The sequence below is a fragment of the uncultured Bacteroides sp. genome, assembly GCF_910586915.1.
In the GTDB taxonomy this organism is placed as follows: domain Bacteria; phylum Bacteroidota; class Bacteroidia; order Bacteroidales; family Bacteroidaceae; genus Bacteroides.
In genome coordinates this window covers 87,888-102,907 of record NZ_CAJULN010000002.1, presented here as the reverse complement: position 1 = coordinate 102,907, position 15,020 = coordinate 87,888, and the positions used below count along the sequence as shown (strand labels likewise).

13 protein-coding genes are annotated in these 15,020 nt (G+C 45.1%); all 13 read right to left on the bottom strand.

Annotated elements, in window-relative coordinates:
* Positions 1 to 75: 75 nt before the first annotated feature.
* Positions 76 to 1,350 (bottom strand): serine--tRNA ligase, encoded by a 1,275-nt coding sequence (gene serS / locus QZ331_RS01480; protein ID WP_294627387.1) that lies wholly within the window; start codon positions 1,348 to 1,350, stop codon positions 76 to 78.
* Between the two features lie 146 nt (positions 1,351 to 1,496).
* Positions 1,497 to 1,760 (bottom strand): 50S ribosomal protein L27, encoded by a 264-nt coding sequence (rpmA, locus tag QZ331_RS01475; protein WP_065537887.1) that lies wholly within the window; start codon positions 1,758 to 1,760, stop codon positions 1,497 to 1,499.
* A gap of 22 nt (positions 1,761 to 1,782) precedes the next feature.
* Positions 1,783 to 2,100 carry a 50S ribosomal protein L21 gene (gene rplU / locus QZ331_RS01470; protein WP_294627384.1) on the bottom strand — a complete coding sequence of 106 codons (318 nt, stop codon included), beginning with the start codon at positions 2,098 to 2,100 and terminating at the stop codon, positions 1,783 to 1,785.
* 845 nt (positions 2,101 to 2,945) lie between these two features.
* Positions 2,946 to 3,458 carry an NlpC/P60 family protein gene (locus tag QZ331_RS01465; protein WP_294627501.1) on the bottom strand — a complete coding sequence of 171 codons (513 nt, stop codon included), beginning with the start codon at positions 3,456 to 3,458 and terminating at the stop codon, positions 2,946 to 2,948.
* A 25-nt stretch (positions 3,459 to 3,483) separates the two neighbouring features.
* Positions 3,484 to 4,188: an ABC transporter ATP-binding protein gene (locus QZ331_RS01460; RefSeq protein WP_294627382.1), complete on the bottom strand. Its 705-nt coding sequence runs from the start codon at positions 4,186 to 4,188 to the stop codon at positions 3,484 to 3,486.
* A 38-nt stretch (positions 4,189 to 4,226) separates the two neighbouring features.
* Positions 4,227 to 5,720, bottom strand: coding sequence for a DUF5687 family protein (locus QZ331_RS01455; protein ID WP_294627380.1), 1,494 nt, complete (start codon positions 5,718 to 5,720; stop codon positions 4,227 to 4,229).
* Positions 5,721 to 5,742: 22 nt separating this feature from the next.
* The gene (locus QZ331_RS01450; protein WP_294627378.1) at positions 5,743 to 8,580 is read right to left on the bottom strand and encodes a M16 family metallopeptidase; all 2,838 of its coding nucleotides are present in this window, start codon (positions 8,578 to 8,580) and stop codon (positions 5,743 to 5,745) included.
* An 81-nt stretch (positions 8,581 to 8,661) separates the two neighbouring features.
* Positions 8,662 to 9,462: a 3-deoxy-8-phosphooctulonate synthase gene (gene kdsA / locus QZ331_RS01445; protein ID WP_294627376.1), complete on the bottom strand. Its 801-nt coding sequence runs from the start codon at positions 9,460 to 9,462 to the stop codon at positions 8,662 to 8,664.
* Between the two features lie 13 nt (positions 9,463 to 9,475).
* Positions 9,476 to 10,402 carry a YegS/Rv2252/BmrU family lipid kinase gene (locus QZ331_RS01440; protein WP_294627374.1) on the bottom strand — a complete coding sequence of 309 codons (927 nt, stop codon included), beginning with the start codon at positions 10,400 to 10,402 and terminating at the stop codon, positions 9,476 to 9,478.
* Between the two features lie 52 nt (positions 10,403 to 10,454).
* Positions 10,455 to 11,375 carry a tRNA (adenosine(37)-N6)-dimethylallyltransferase MiaA gene (miaA, locus tag QZ331_RS01435; protein ID WP_294627372.1) on the bottom strand — a complete coding sequence of 307 codons (921 nt, stop codon included), beginning with the start codon at positions 11,373 to 11,375 and terminating at the stop codon, positions 10,455 to 10,457.
* A 115-nt stretch (positions 11,376 to 11,490) separates the two neighbouring features.
* Positions 11,491 to 12,696, bottom strand: a complete 1,206-nt coding sequence (locus QZ331_RS01430) for an ABC transporter permease (RefSeq protein ID WP_294627370.1) — start codon at positions 12,694 to 12,696, stop codon at positions 11,491 to 11,493.
* A gap of 62 nt (positions 12,697 to 12,758) precedes the next feature.
* Complete coding sequence (locus QZ331_RS01425) at positions 12,759 to 13,403, bottom strand: ATP-binding cassette domain-containing protein (RefSeq protein WP_294627368.1); 645 nt, start codon at positions 13,401 to 13,403, stop codon at positions 12,759 to 12,761.
* Between the two features lie 9 nt (positions 13,404 to 13,412).
* Positions 13,413 to 14,981, bottom strand: coding sequence for a DUF4836 family protein (locus QZ331_RS01420; RefSeq protein ID WP_294627366.1), 1,569 nt, complete (start codon positions 14,979 to 14,981; stop codon positions 13,413 to 13,415).
* Positions 14,982 to 15,020: the final 39 nt, after the last annotated feature.

Here is a 15,020-nt window from a genome sequence, read left to right as displayed (position 1 = left end):
CAGATAAGCAAAGAATGCGTCATGCGGCTATCCGAATAAAAATCTGTGAAAATCCGTGCAATCCGTGGTGAAACTTTAGTCGATGATGTCGAAACCGCAGTACGGAACCAGCGCTTTCGGTATTCGGATACCTTCCGGAGTCTGATTGTTTTCGAGCAGGGCGGCAACGATGCGCGGCAGTGCCAAAGCTGAACCGTTCAGTGTGTGGCAAAGTTCGGTTTTCTTGTCCGCGTTGCGATAGCGGCATTTCAGACGGTTTGCCTGATAGGTGTCGAAATTGGAAACGGAACTTACTTCCAGCCAGCGTTTCTGTGCTTCCGAGTACACCTCGAAGTCGAAGCAAAGTGCGGCAGTAAAACTCATGTCGCCGCCGCAAAGGCGAAGGATGCGGTAGGGCAATTCCAATTTCTGCAACAATCCTTCTACGTGATTCAGCATTTCCTGATGCGACTGTTTGGAGTGTTCGGGTTTGTCAATGCGCACCAATTCCACTTTGGAGAATTCGTGCAGGCGATTCAATCCGCGTACGTCTTTGCCGTATGAGCCTGCTTCGCGGCGGAAACATTGTGTATAGGCACAATTCATAATCGGCAGTTGTTTCTCTTCCAGAATCACATCGCGGTAGATGTTGGTGACCGGAACCTCTGCTGTCGGAATCAGATACAAGTCGTCCGTTTCGCAGTGGTACATCTGTCCTTCTTTGTCGGGAAGTTGTCCTGTGCCATAACCGGAAGCGGCGTTGACTACTGTCGGCGGCATGATTTCGGTATATCCCGATTTGCGTGCTTCGTCGAGGAAGAAGTTGATAAGGGCACGTTGGAGTTGTGCGCCTTTGCCTTTGTACACGGGAAAGCCTGCGCCGGTGATTTTGACGCCTAAGTCGAAGTCGATTAAGTCATACTTCTTTGCCAGTTCCCAATGGGGGAGTGCGTCTTTGGGAAGTTCGGTTTCCATTCCGCCTGTCTTTTCTACAACGTTGTCTTCTGCGCCTGTACCTTCGGGCACTTCGTCGTAAGGGATATTGGGAATCGTATAGAGTACATTCTGCATATCGGTGGCAGCCTGTGTCATGGCAGCGTCAAGTTCCTTGTTGCCTTCTTTCAGTTCGGCAACGCGTGCGCGTGCTGCTTCGGCCTCTTCTTTCTTTCCCTCTTTCATCAACTGTCCGATGGTGCGTGAAAGTGAGTTGACCTCAGCTAAGTTTTTATCTAATAGGTTTTGTGTGCTACGTCTCTTGTCGTTCAGAGCGATGACTTGCTCTATCGTCTCTTTTGCATTCTTGAAATGCTTCTTTTCCAGTCCGCGGAGTACCGCTTCTGTGTTTTCTGTAATTTGTTTAATGGTAAGCATATCTATACTTTTTATGAACTTTCGTTTAATGGATGCAAAGATAAAGAAAAAACGAACAACCAAGCAATGAAAACATACATAAAAAAGAAGGGAGATGCAATCCTTTCGGATTACATCTCCCTCTCCTTGTATTTTGGGTTGTGCAATTATGCTTCGGTTGCAGGAACTACAGAAACATATCTTCTGTCTTCTCTACCAACTTTGAAACTAACTGTACCATCTACTAAAGCGAAAAGAGTGTGGTCTTTACCCATTCCGATGTTTTCACCCGGGTGGAATTCAGTACCTCTTTGACGAACGATGATGTTACCTGCTTTGCAAGCTTCGCCACCAAATATCTTAACGCCTAATCTCTTACTTTGTGATTCGCGGCCGTTCTTAGAACTACCGACACCTTTTTTATGTGCCATTTCTTCTTACTTTTTAATTTGATTAAGCTACTACTTCTGTGATTGTTAACTCAGTGAACTGCTGACGGTGACCGTTCAGTTTTCTGTAACCTTTTCTTCTTTTCTTGTGGAAAACAAGAACTTTGTCGCCTTTAACCAAGTTTGAAACAACCTGGCAAACAACTTTTGCACCTTCTACAACAGGAGCACCTACAGTTACGTTTCCCTCTTTGTCTACCAAAAGAACTTTTTCAAATTCTACTGTTGCGCCGTTTTCAGCACCTTCGATGTGGTGAACGAACAACTTTTTGCCAGCTTCTGCTTTAAACTGCTGACCGTTAATTTCTACAATTGCGTACATCTTATATATAATGTATAAGTTAGCTCCGGCGGGTGGTCTTTAATCACTTAAGGAACTCTTTATCGAACCCGTTGCGGAATAATCGGGCACAAAAGTACTGCTTTTATTTAAATCAAGCAAATATTCGCCTCTTTTTTATTCAAAGTAATTGCTGCAATGTATTTTGCGGCAAATGCGTCCTCCGTAGTGTGTGAATAAAGCCTAAATAATTAAGATTCTGTATCTTGTTGATAATAAAAAAGCTATCTTACGAAATAAAAAATATCAGTACGGAAGGTGACTATGAACAAGGAATTAATCAACAGTTTTATTTCTTATTTGAATAAGGATAAACTATCGAATGTTGTGAGTTGGGTTTGGATGGCCGGTTGGGCTGTTACCATGTTGGATGTGTTCTGTCTGCACGATAGATTTAAGTTGTTTACAATCTGTTTTTACTATTATGTAACTCCGATAGTGGCGGTGATAATCATTGTAAGGACAGTCATGTTGTTCCGGAAGTTTAAGAAGATGGTCTGAATAATCCAACAGACTGCGGCACAACGACCAATAGAAAACTTCCTTTCTATTGATACTGAACTTCTTTTCTATCAATAACAAACTTTTCGACAAGCGGATACAAACTATAAATGAAGGTTGCGTTTTTATAAACGAAGCCTTCATTTATAAAAACAAAGCCTTCATTTTTATAAATGAAAGCTTCGTTTATAGTTTTTGAGCGCTAATTTGGAATTTTGATACGGTTGCCTGAGCTGTTTTCTATGAATAGAAAACAACTTTATCATTAGTCCACTTGGGCTGTTTGAACTTATATCAGACGTTGGAGATAGGGTCTTTCGGAATGATTAACGTATTCTGCCGCCACATATCCAGTGCTTGGTGTAATAGTTTTCACTTAGTCTGCTGACGATTACTCCCCGGCTTGTACTCGAATGGATGAATTTCCCGTTTTTCAGATAGATACCTACATGGGCAACTCTCCTTTTTGAACGGTTGCTGCTGAAGAATACCAAGTCGCCCTCCCTGAGATTGCGTTTGGCCACCTTGCTGCTGTTCTTTTTCAGTTCTTCCGAGTTTCGTGGCACTTGGACGCGATACACTTTCCGGTATATCTGATGAACCATGCCCGAACAGTCGGTTCCTTTTCGCGAATCTCCGCCGCTGCGGTAGGGTGTACCTATCCAGTTGGCTGCTTCCAGGTAGAGTTTATGATTGTCTTCGAGATTGATGTCTGTGCCCAATAAAATGGAAGCCCGCGCCAAAGCCTGATAGTCCAGGCGGGGAGCGGATGTGCGGCAAGAACTGAACAAGGCAGTCAGCCCTGCCAATATGAAAAACAGCTTGAAGTTAATTTTCATCATTTCCATTCAAAAAACGTCTATTTTATTCTTCTACATTAAAATAAGTCTCCAACTCTTTCTCGGCCGAATTGTTTTCGTTGATAATATCACTGATGATTGCTCCGTGTTCCAGCAAAACGATTCGCGAACATACATCTACGGTATGATTCAGGTTGTGGCTCGAAATGAGTACCGTAGCCTGATGCTCTTCATTGTACTTTTTGAGCAGGTGTTTGATGACAGACTGCGAGCTGGGGTCGAGAAAGTTGAACGGTTCGTCCAAAATCAGTAATTGCGGATGATGAAGCATGGCAGAGATGATGCCAATCTTCTGCTTGTTGCCGGCAGAGTAGTTGCGGATGAACTTCTTGTGTCCGATGACTTCTCCGTTCATGAAGCGTTCAAAGGGGATGAGACGTTCGTCGACTTCCTCTTTCTTCAGTCCGTACATCTTGCCGATGAAGTGGAAATACTCTTCGGGAGTGAGGTAATCAATCAGAAAACCGTCGTCGATAAATGCGCCGGTAAAGGCTTTCCAGTTTTCGCTTCGGCTTACGTCAATGCCGTTCACTGTCACTGTTCCACCGTCTGCCTTCAGCAAGTCGAGCATCAACCGGAAGAGAGTCGTCTTTCCCGCACCGTTGTTGCCTACCAGTCCGAGCATATCGCCCCGGTTGATTTCATAGTGTGCTATGTCTATGGCAACCTTTTCGCCGAAAGCTTTTGTAAGTTTATCAAGGATAATCATGATGTTCAATGTTTATATGCTTAGTGTCCCGTATGCGTTTATTGGCGGCTGTCTCTGAAGCCTTCCATGTTTTCATACCTCCGCAGCATGAAGCGGTGATATACATTCTTTATCCATAAAGGAGAGGCCAGGCAGAATCCCAGTCCTGTTGCCAACAGGATAGTGTAGGTAATTGTTTCATCCAAGAGTGAGTTCAGAATGCTGTATAAGATAAGCGGCGCGCCAAACGCTCCGAAGTTTACCAGCATTTGTATTTCATTGCCGGACTGACGGTTTGCCACTTTTTCGTTCAGTGCGATGGTCTGCCTGTTGTAAACGGCCAACTGGAAAAAGCAGAAATAGATAAAGCCGATGGTGTAGAAGAACCAGGCAAAAGCGCCCAGCAGCGTGAGTTTCTCCATGACAATGGCGGGAATCATCAATAGGAAAGGGATGATTTCGCCGATGCTGTATAAGTAATATTTGGCTTTCAGCAGGCTCATAATCGACTCTTTGCGGGACATCAGACCGTCGATGTAATTGCCTTCGAACGACATAATCTGTGAAAGGATAATCATCCCGAAGGCGGCAAAGTTGTAGACACATATAAAGGTAGTCATGAATACTCCGTCGTAAACACCGGAGAAGCTGAGAGCGGCGGAGAAAGCCGCGATAAGGATGCCGACATTGCGCAGGGAGCCTTTGCAACGGCGGTTGCGCAAGAGCATTTTCAGTTCCAGTCTCATGTATTCGCCGACTTCTCCGTAGCGTTCGAAGAATTTGTATTCGGAGACATTCTTCATTTGCGTGTCGTCGGTTTTTGCCAGTTCTGCATAGATGAGTCCCGACATGATTTTCCGGTTTATCAGCCACAAAAGGAGGATAACCGACAGAGTGCCGAGGAAATAAAGTACATTCCCTGCGATGTATCCGTCTCCCAAATCCATGAAGAAATAGAAGAGCGGGCTATCTTCGGGAATGAAAAGAAGGCAGCCTATTCCACCATAGAAAGCGATGGGCAATAGAATCCACCAAATACGTTCGTTGATAAGTGTGCGGCACAGTAGGTACCAGTAATTATTGGCGATAATCAGAAGCAGGATACCGATGAGGTAGGCGAAAACACCGGATACACCGAAAAACTTGGTAATGGTAAGGAAGGAAAAAGGGACAAACAGGAACAACCAGACGAGGTTGAACAGGCTGAGTCCGGAGCGGATAAGGAGGAAGTCGATGACACGGTTCCGTTTAACCGGCAGCAAGAGGTAAGGTTTTACCTCTTGTGTCGGTGTTTTTTGGAACGGAACACGCAACAGGAAGTCGAGTGCGAGAATGAATATCAGTACCACTGCGTTCATTACATGATATGGTTCCCGGTTGGGAACCATATCTGCAAAGCCGAACGCGAACGTCGTACCGAAAAATATCAGGTAACCCGCCCAAAACGCGCCCATGATATAACCGAGCATTTTGGCTGCTTTGTTCTTGTCATACATCGGATGCCGTTTGGCAGCGAGGCTTCCATGTTTGCGCAGTTCGTTGAATATCATCATGCTGTCGATGTGCTGGGAAAGATTATTTGTTCTCTTCCGGTGCAGTCATTACAACTTGAATTTTGTTGTTCTGTTTCAAGAGTTTGGCAAGGAAGTTCTGAACATCTTTTGCAGTGGTGTTGGCAACCAATTTTTCGTAGTCCTTCGTGTTGTCTACACCGGTGTAGAAGTATTCGTCCAGATTAGCGAGCCAATAGCCGTTTTCTTTCTGAGCGTCTTTGTACTTCTTCAACATATATTCTTTAATCTTTTGCAGATGTTCGGCAGTCGGACCTTCTTTTGCCATCTTGTTCAACTGTTCCACTACAATGTCCGACAATTTGTCTCTCTTGGCGGGGTCGGTCTGGAATACAATCTGAAGTGCGAGTTCTTCTTTCGGATATTTGCTGAGGCTTCCGTTACAACTTACACCGTATGTACCGCCTTCCTTCTCGCGGATTTCTTCCGTATAAACCATATCCAAAGCCTGGTCTAAGAAACTGAGCAGGATGTTGTTGCGCAAGTCGTATTTGCAAGTGCCGCTATAGAGGAACATGATGGTAGCCATCGGGGTTTCCTGCTTTTTGGCAAATTCATTCTTGTATGCTCCTTTGCGGATGTACATCTTGTTGTCCTTGAAAGTCTCCTTGCGGTTGATAGCCGGCAGAGCACCCAAGTATTTGGCAATCATCGGCTTCATCTCTTCTAAGTTCACGTTTCCTACCAGGTAGAAAGTAAAGTCGCTTGCATCTTTGAAGCGGTCTTTGTACATTTCGATAATCCGGTCGTAGTTGATTTGGTCTACCATGCTCTCTTTCATCTTGATAGCACGCGGATGGTTGTTGTACAACGCACGTGTTACAGTATCTTGGAATGCGGTCATCGGGTTGGCGTCCGCATTTTGCAGTTGTGCTTTCAGTCGGCTCTTGTAAGACTCGAATGCTTCGTTGTCCTTACGCGGAGAAGTGAATGTGAGGTAAGTAAGTTGCATCATGGTCTCGAAATCTTTCGGAGAGCAATTGCCCGAGATGGTTTCAGATGTATTGCCGATGCCTGCGCCTACTGCCGCACGCTTGCCGGCAAGCGCCTTACCCAAGTCTACCTTACTGAAATTACCGATTCCACCTACGAGGGCTACACCGTTCAACTGAGCAACATTGAGGATTTCTTCGTTCGGGAATATACTTGTACCACCTAAACTTACACCTTTCATGATGATTTGATCAGCCTTGAAGTCGGTCGGTTTCACATATACGGTCACACCGTTGGAGAGTACTAGTTTCGTGCTTCCGTAGATGTCGCCTTCCTTTTCGGATACAATCTTTCCTCCCTTGATTTCTTCGGAGATAAGCGGTTCGTTGGAAACCTTGTCTTCATAAGGCTTAAGGTCGAATGATTTCATCTCTTTCAGCAATGCTGCGATTTCTTCTTTGGTAGGATACTTCACACTTTCCTTTTGAGGACCGGCGAGCAGGACTACCTGATTATTGTCCGTAATCAGTTGTTGCATGAATTTGTTGACAGCTTCCACTGTGATGCTCGGGGCCATTTTGTTGATAAGCATATATTCAAACTCGATGCCCGGAATAGGCTCTTTGTCAAGGAAGTTGTTCACGTATTCGTTCACGTACGAACCATTCTTTGTTTTTTCACGTTCGTTGTAAGCAGATTCTACTGCTTGCATATAGTTGGCGCGTGCGCGCTCGTATTCGGTCGCAGTGAATCCGAAACGGCGTGCGCGTTCGGCTTCTTGCAATACGGTTCTCATGGCAAGTTCGATGCCGTCTATTTTGCTGCCTGCACTCAAACTGAATGCTTCTTTTGTTTTGGCAAGGAAAAACTCGCCGTATCCTGCACCTGCGCTGGTGAAAGGAGGGTTGGCAGTCTGTTGAAGTTCAACGAACCGGTTGTTCAGCATATTCATAGCCATGCTTAGTATGTAGTTGGTAGCATAGTAGGCGATGGTGTTTTTCAGAGAATCCGGTGTAGCTTCGTGCTTGAAGAAGATATTTACAGAAGGAGTTTTCACTTCTTTGTCAGTACCGATGTAGATAAGTGGTTCCTGATTGTCGGCTACTGGATAATAGATGCGTTCGGCAGGATTTACCGGAGCTTTCACGTCGGCAAACAGCTTTTTCAGTTTCACTTCTATCTCGTCTACGTTGATATCGCCCACAATGATGATTCCTTGCAAGTCTGTACGATACCATTTAGCATAGTAATCGCGGATGTCCTGATAGGGGAAGTTGTTGATAACGTCAATACTTCCGATAGGCATACAGTCGGCATATTTGGAGTCGGGATATAGTGTAGACTGTGCGTCTGTCATGATGCGGAGCATACCACTGTTGCGGCTTCTCCATTCTTCGCGGATAACGCCACGCTCTTTGTCGATTTCCTTGTCGGCAAGTTTGATAGCGCTCGACCAGTCGTGAAGGATAAGCAGGCAAGAGTCGACAACATTGACATTCTCTGTCGGTACGTTGCTGATGTTGTAAACGGTCTGTTCAACACCGGTATATGCATTCAGGTTGGTTCCGAACTTGATACCTTTGGTCTCACACCACGGTACGATTCCCAATCCGGTTTCGTCGCCTGGGAAATTTTTCGTTCCGTTGAAAGCCATATGTTCAAGGAAATGAGCCAGACCGCGTTGTTGCGGCTCTTCGAGGATAGCGCCTACTTTCTGGGCAATGTAGAATTCCGCACGCTTCTCGGGAAGTGCGTTGTGTCTGATGTAATAGGTAAGTCCGTTTTCCAACTTGCCGATACGGACATTCTTGTCCACAGGCAGTTGTTGCATGGGCTGTGCAAGTACGGACTGAAAATTGCAGCATATGACAAGTGCGGCAATGAATAATCCATGTAATAAATGTTTCATGTTCTATTTAATTTAAATAAATGTTTTTGAATAATCTGTCGCCTTATTCCTTTGTAAATCACAAGTTGACAGGAAAAAACGTTATTTTATCGCTTCTCTTATGCGTACTAATTTAGTCAGCAACTCTTCGATCAGGTCTAATTTGAGCATATTGGCACCGTCGCTTTTGGCTACGGCAGGATTTTCGTGTGTCTCGATAAAAAGCCCGTCAGCACCTACGGCAATACCCGCTTTGGCTATGGTTTCTATCAGTTGAGGCATTCCGCCGGTCACTCCGCTGGTTTGGTTGGGTTGTTGCAAAGAGTGGGTGACGTCTAAAATAACAGGAAAACCGAAGGTCTGCATTTCGGGAATACCGCGATAGTCGACTACCAAATCCTGATAGCCGAAAGTGGTTCCGCGTTCGGTCAGCATGACGTTTTTATTTCCGGCTTCCACCACTTTGCCGGCAGCAAACTGCATCGCCGAGGGAGAGAGGAACTGGCCTTTTTTGATGTTGACGGTCTTTCCTGTCTTGGCGGCTGCAACCAGCAAGTCCGTTTGGCGGCATAAGAAAGCCGGAATCTGAAGAATATCTACATATTCGGCTACCATTTGCGCTTCTTCCGCGCTGTGGATGTCTGTCACGGTAGGAACTCCGAACGTATCACGTACTTTTTGCAGTACTTTCAGTGCATTCTCGTCTCCAATACCCGTAAATGAATCCAGGCGTGAACGGTTTGCTTTGCGGTAAGAGCCTTTGAATACATAAGGAATCTGCAATGTTTCGGTGATTTTCACCACCCGTTCGGCAATGCGCATCGCCATCTCTTCGCCTTCTATCACACACGGGCCGGCAAGTAGGAAGAAGTTGCCGGCAGGATTGTTTTTAAGTTCTATCATTTTCTTAATATTATCAGTTTGGAATAATAAGCGTCGTCTTTTCAGGAAGTATGCCCACTTCCAAAGGAAAATGTTTAGGCAATAAACGTCCGTCCAAATCCACCGATGCGTTTTGTGCCCGAAGTACTTTCACTTTCTTTGTCCGGTAGCTTTTCACTACTTTATGATTCAGGATTCTCCCTTGAATCAGCATCCACAGTCCGGAAATGATTTGCAGGAATTCGGGGCGGTAGATTACGGAAACATCCAACCATCCGTTGTAAGGTACGGCACTCGGCGTCTGTCCCCATCCCCACGCGCTGCCTACACATACGGTCATGATACGTCCGCGTATATGTTCGTCGTTGATACGCAAATGCATCCTGTATAGTTTCCGTTCGAATATCAGTGAAGACAGGGCGGCAACATACGAAAGGAATTTTACTCCCCAAAAACGTTTGGTCTGGTCGGTGATTTTTACGATTCGCGCCCCCAGCCCGATATTGACGGCATTCAGGAAATAACGGCGATGATGTTCTTTACCGTCGTAGAAGTTACAATATCCTACATCTATTTTTTTCAATCGGTGGTTGATGATACAGTCTACGGCGGATTTATATTCGGTACTGAGTCCCCAGTATTTGGCAAAGTCGTTTCCGATACCGTTCGGAATAAGTCCCAAAGCGATATTTTCCTTATCTTCGGCTTCGGATAACATAATACCGTTGATGGCATCGTTCAAAGCACCGTCGCCGCCTACAATGACAATCGTGCGATAGCCGTTGTTTGCCAATATTTTGGCGAGCCGTTCTACCGAACCGAACCCCTCGGATTGCACATAGTCATAGTCTACACCTTTACTGTCCATGTACTCCTTGATTTCTTTCCAGCGTTTTTTTACTTTTCGGGTGCCGGCTTTCGGGTTATAAATCACTCCCCATTTCTTCGGTTCTACACTCATATTTTTATCCTAACTGTATATCAAATCTCACTATAAATAACTGCCAAAGATACTAAATCCCTTCCAGTTTTTCTTTTACAAAGGCTATCTTTTCTTCCATCGGCAGTCCGGCGTTCATCCAGTGGATGGTGAATCCTCTTCTTTCCATCCCTCGAAACCAGGTCATCTGCCGTTTGGCAAACTGATGAATCGCTATTTCCAGCCCATTGAACATCTCTTCATACGTTAACTTGCCTATGACGTACAGCGTCAGATATTTGTATTCCAGTCCGTAGTATATCAAATCATCCGGTGCGAGGCCTTGTTCAATCAAATACCTCACTTCGTCCACCATACCTTCGTCCAACCGTTGTTTCAGTCTTCGGGTAATCTTTTCGCGGCGCAGTTCACGGTCTATGTCCACACCGATAATAAGACTCTTCAACTGGGGAAATTCCCGTTCGGGAACAGGGTTGGCTGCATAATACTCTTCAATTTCTATGGCGCGGATGGCACGTTTCGCCGTATCTACGTCGGTAGAGTTGTGCAACGTCTTGTATCGGCTTAATAGTTCCGTCAGTTCTTCCAAAGAATGATTGGCCAAGCGGGCGCGCAATTCCGGGTTTTCAGGCACAGGCATGAGTTTGTATCCTTTCAGTACGGATTCGAGATACATCCCTGTCCCTCCACATAAAACGGGGAGACAACCTTTTTGTTTGATTGATTCGTAAGAAATAAGGAAATCGCGTTGGTATTCAAATACATTATATTTATATCCGGGGTCGGCAATATCAATCAGGTGATAGGGAATTGTGCGTCCATTTACGGTATAATCGGCAAGGTCTTTCCCTGTGCCGAGATCCATTCCTTTGTATATCTGACGGGAATCAGCACTGATAATTTCCGTGTTGAGTTCGTAGGCCAAAGCTGCGGCAAAAGGAGTTTTCCCCGAGGCTGTAGGGCCGAGTATGGCGATTAAATCATAATCCGGCATAACTTCATTCTTTTGATATCCGCAAAAATACGAAATTAATTTTACTTGTTTGGGATTTTGCTGCTTTTTTATCAAGATAGGCGTCTTGGAAATTAGCAGGTGATTTCATACGTATCTATACTTTATGCATCCAGATGGAAAGGATTTTTCTTTTGACTGTCAGTATGTTGATTGTCGATACGCTGATAAATAGCAGGATACCCGTGCCGACTGAGGCCCATAAAGTATCTGTTTCCAGTTGCGGAAACAGCAACCTGATGTTGTCGAGGTAGTAACCGCGTAGCCACCAGACCAGTCCGACGGATAGAACGAAAACGATGATGTTCAATCCTACCGTGAGCAACTGATAGGGTAACGCTACTCTGCCGGGACTGTAACCAATCAGCAGCAGGCTTTCCAACTTGGTCGTATTCTTTTGCAATAACAGGAAAACGCTTAGCATCAGGATGTAGAATGAAAGAATGCTGATAAATAAACCGACACTCAATACAATACCCACGATAAGGCGGAGGAAATATGTTGTTTTTCCGGCGTCCAGTTTCCCGCCTTCCGTTTCATATCCTTTCTCCTGAAAATAACCGGCAATGGAAGCGTCTGCCGGATTACTGACTTTGACAATTAGTCGGGCGGGTTGAGGTGTTGTGTTCGGTGCGAAATTTTCGTTCGCCCATTTCATGAAGGCTTGGGGAACGAGAATGGTGTTGAGCCGGTTGGAGAAGCCGACAATGTTTCCTTTATACTGTTCTACCCGTCCGTTTCCGCGTATAATGATATCCATCTGTATCAGGCTCATCACTCCTTCCGACAGTTTGGGCAGGCTCCGGCTTTGCGCGAATCCGAAATTGTAAAGGTTCAGATAGTTGCGTGGGATGATAATGGGAATGGTGTGGGTGTCGCGGTCGAAATACCATTTGTCCGATTTGACATCCACAAATTCATCGGGAACCGCTTCAAAAAACATATCGGTGGAAAGATGTATCCCCGCTTCCTGCATCCCTAATCCAGCCGATACTTTGAATTGGGAAGGGGTAAACGCTCCTATGTTCTTAGCGAACGGCTGCTTTTTTAACTCGGCTATCTCTTCGGTAGTGAACGTGCTGCTCTTTCCGGCAAGCGAACCGAGCGTGCTGATTTTCTTTGTAGCGATGATGAAGTCCTGTTTCATAAAGCTGTCGCCTTCGGTGAATACAGGAATGACGTCTTTGTAAAACTGAACGCTGAGTAATACAATCGTCATACCGAATAAGTTGGCTAAAAAGAAACCGGCCAATTGACTGACACTGATATGTTGACGGAGAAGTTTCCAGACAAGGGTATTCATAACTTTATTATACTTATATGGTTAGGGCACGGATTCTGATGATAAACAGTCTCTTTGCAGCATTATAATTTGAGAACGGAACGATAAGGCAACTCTATGTGCTTGCCGATGGAAGTCGCGATGACTCCGGCTCCTTGCCTTTCGGCTTCGGCAATGATAAGCTCGCCCATGATGCGGCTGTTGTCATTGTCCAAGTGGCTGACAGGCTCATCCAAAAAGAGAAAATCGAATGGTTGGCAGAGTGCACGGATAAAGGCGACGCGCTGTTGCTGTCCGAAAGAGAGTTTTCCGGCTTTGGCGTTTATTTTGTCTGCGAGGCCTAATTGCCCGAAGAGCGTTAGGATTTCCTTTTTCTTTTTATAGCCGGTGAGATTGTTTTTCAGTTGCACGTTTTCAAGGGCAGTCAGTTCGGTGAAGATACGCAAATCCTGAAAAAGCATACTGAGTGAATGTTTTCGCAAGTCGGTCCATTGCTTCACCGAGTATGTTTTGATATTGGTATCGTCAAAATTGATAATTCCCTGATAATCGTTGCGGTATCCGTAGATGTAGCTGCACAATGACGATTTTCCGGTTCCGGAAGCAGCCTCAATCAGATACATTTCCCCTTTCCGGAAGATAAGGTCTTGATGCCATACGTCCGAACTCACCGAATTGCGGTCGGCAAACACTTGGGGAAGTGTTTGCCGTAGGTGAATGCTGTTCATATCTGTGTATTATATTCCGGCAAATTGTTTGACGAATTCCACCACCTGTTTCAGGGCGTTGGTATCTTTGTCTTTCAGGCAAAGGATGATTTCGTTGGTTTCTCCGTTCGCACTCATTGACAAATAAGAGACTTTGTTTGCCATATCAAGATAGGTCTTTGCTCCGGGACCACCCAATCCTGCCAACATCTTTACAACAGGCAGGTCAAAGATTGCATCGGCGTTGATACCCACAAACGTCGACTTGCCTTTCATTTCCGACGCATAAGGAGCTTCCTTGACAGACTTGTCGGCTGTCTTGCCTATATTCTTGTAGAGCAACTCATCGTTGGTGACATACATTTGCTTCTCTTTGATTCCGAAGAATACATTGATGTCTTTGGCGAACACATTCCTGCCTTTGATTTTGTAGACATATTCGTCTTTTCCAAGTTTCAGAATCTCTTCTCCTTTCTTCAGCCCCAATGATTCTTTCTTATTGTAAAGACTTTCAAGTACATCTCCGTTCTTAACTTCTGCGTATAGCATGAATGTAGGGACGCTGTTCATTGTAATGTTAATCAATCCTGCGGAGATATCGCCATTGAATGATTGGAACAGCTCTTTCAGCTCGTCGGCTTTGGCGATGGAGACGGTATTGCGGAACTCCTCGTTCTCACTCAACAGGTTGTAAAACTCTTCTCCTTTCAAGGCTATGTTGCAGTACAACAGTGTAGAAGCCGGGAAGTATTTGGTGAAAGTACCGTTGGGCTTTCCAAACGATTCCCTATTCTTTTTCAGTAAAGTACCTACAGTTTCGTTATCTGTATAATATTCCGTTTGAAGAGTGATTTTTCCTTTTTCCGCATTGGCTCTACCTATCAGTATGATGTCTTCCGGTTTCGCTTCGTCGGGCAGTCCCATACCTATCTGGTTGCGGTAGAGTGGCGGAAAGGTAGCCATCGACACGAAGAAACTGACATCGCTCTTCTGCTTTTCTATTTGTCGGAACACGTTGGACGCCGCAATGCTGTTGTCGGCATTTTGCTTCATCAAGGCAGTGATACCCTCTTTGGCTTTCTCTGTCGAGGATGTTCCACTCACACTCACTATTATTACAGCCGAACTATTGAAGGCAATCAAATTACCGCTCATCGTAGTGAAGCGGTAATCGGCTGTTTCATTGACCGGTTGACAGATTTGCTCTTTGGCCATTGCATCCAACAAAGTATGCAGGTTCTCTTCATTGCTCACTTTACCTATAAGGGAGGGGTATGGGAAAGAAGGTGCGGAAAATCCGTAAACCGGAGATGCTACGTCGATACCCGATTCGCCGGGATGATTAACGACCTTTTCCAGTTGTAGGAAGGTAGCGGCATTCATTCCGCTTTTGGATACTTCCAGTATTTTTTGTTTGGCAGCTTCGTTTTCCTTGTCGTTCAGTCCTGCCTTGCCGGCAAGTGATTTTAGGTCAATAGCAACCACTGCCGTGGCATCAGCCGGTATCATATGGATATAGTCCGATGTTTGGGAACAAGCTGCCAGAAAAACAGTCAGTACTGTCAGTACCAAAAGTTTCGAAATCATTCTCTTTACCATACTCATGTTATTTAAAGGTTGTATAATCATTGTTGCCGA

Bases quoted from the DNA above. Each gene is read 5' to 3' on its own strand.
- serS (WP_294627387.1), bottom strand. From the start codon at position 1,350: ATGCTTACCATTAAACAAATTACAGAAAACACAGAAGCGGTACTCCGC.
- rpmA (WP_065537887.1), bottom strand. From the start codon at position 1,760: ATGGCACATAAAAAAGGTGTCGGTAGTTCTAAGAACGGCCGCGAATCA.
- rplU (WP_294627384.1), bottom strand. From the start codon at position 2,100: ATGTACGCAATTGTAGAAATTAACGGTCAGCAGTTTAAAGCAGAAGCT.
- QZ331_RS01465 (WP_294627501.1), bottom strand. From the start codon at position 3,458: ATGAAAATTAACTTCAAGCTGTTTTTCATATTGGCAGGGCTGACTGCC.
- QZ331_RS01460 (WP_294627382.1), bottom strand. From the start codon at position 4,188: ATGATTATCCTTGATAAACTTACAAAAGCTTTCGGCGAAAAGGTTGCC.
- QZ331_RS01455 (WP_294627380.1), bottom strand. From the start codon at position 5,720: ATGATGATATTCAACGAACTGCGCAAACATGGAAGCCTCGCTGCCAAA.
- QZ331_RS01450 (WP_294627378.1), bottom strand. From the start codon at position 8,580: ATGAAACATTTATTACATGGATTATTCATTGCCGCACTTGTCATATGC.
- kdsA (WP_294627376.1), bottom strand. From the start codon at position 9,462: ATGATAGAACTTAAAAACAATCCTGCCGGCAACTTCTTCCTACTTGCC.
- QZ331_RS01440 (WP_294627374.1), bottom strand. From the start codon at position 10,402: ATGAGTGTAGAACCGAAGAAATGGGGAGTGATTTATAACCCGAAAGCC.
- miaA (WP_294627372.1), bottom strand. From the start codon at position 11,375: ATGCCGGATTATGATTTAATCGCCATACTCGGCCCTACAGCCTCGGGG.
- QZ331_RS01430 (WP_294627370.1), bottom strand. From the start codon at position 12,696: ATGAATACCCTTGTCTGGAAACTTCTCCGTCAACATATCAGTGTCAGT.
- QZ331_RS01425 (WP_294627368.1), bottom strand. From the start codon at position 13,403: ATGAACAGCATTCACCTACGGCAAACACTTCCCCAAGTGTTTGCCGAC.
- QZ331_RS01420 (WP_294627366.1), bottom strand. From the start codon at position 14,981: ATGGTAAAGAGAATGATTTCGAAACTTTTGGTACTGACAGTACTGACT.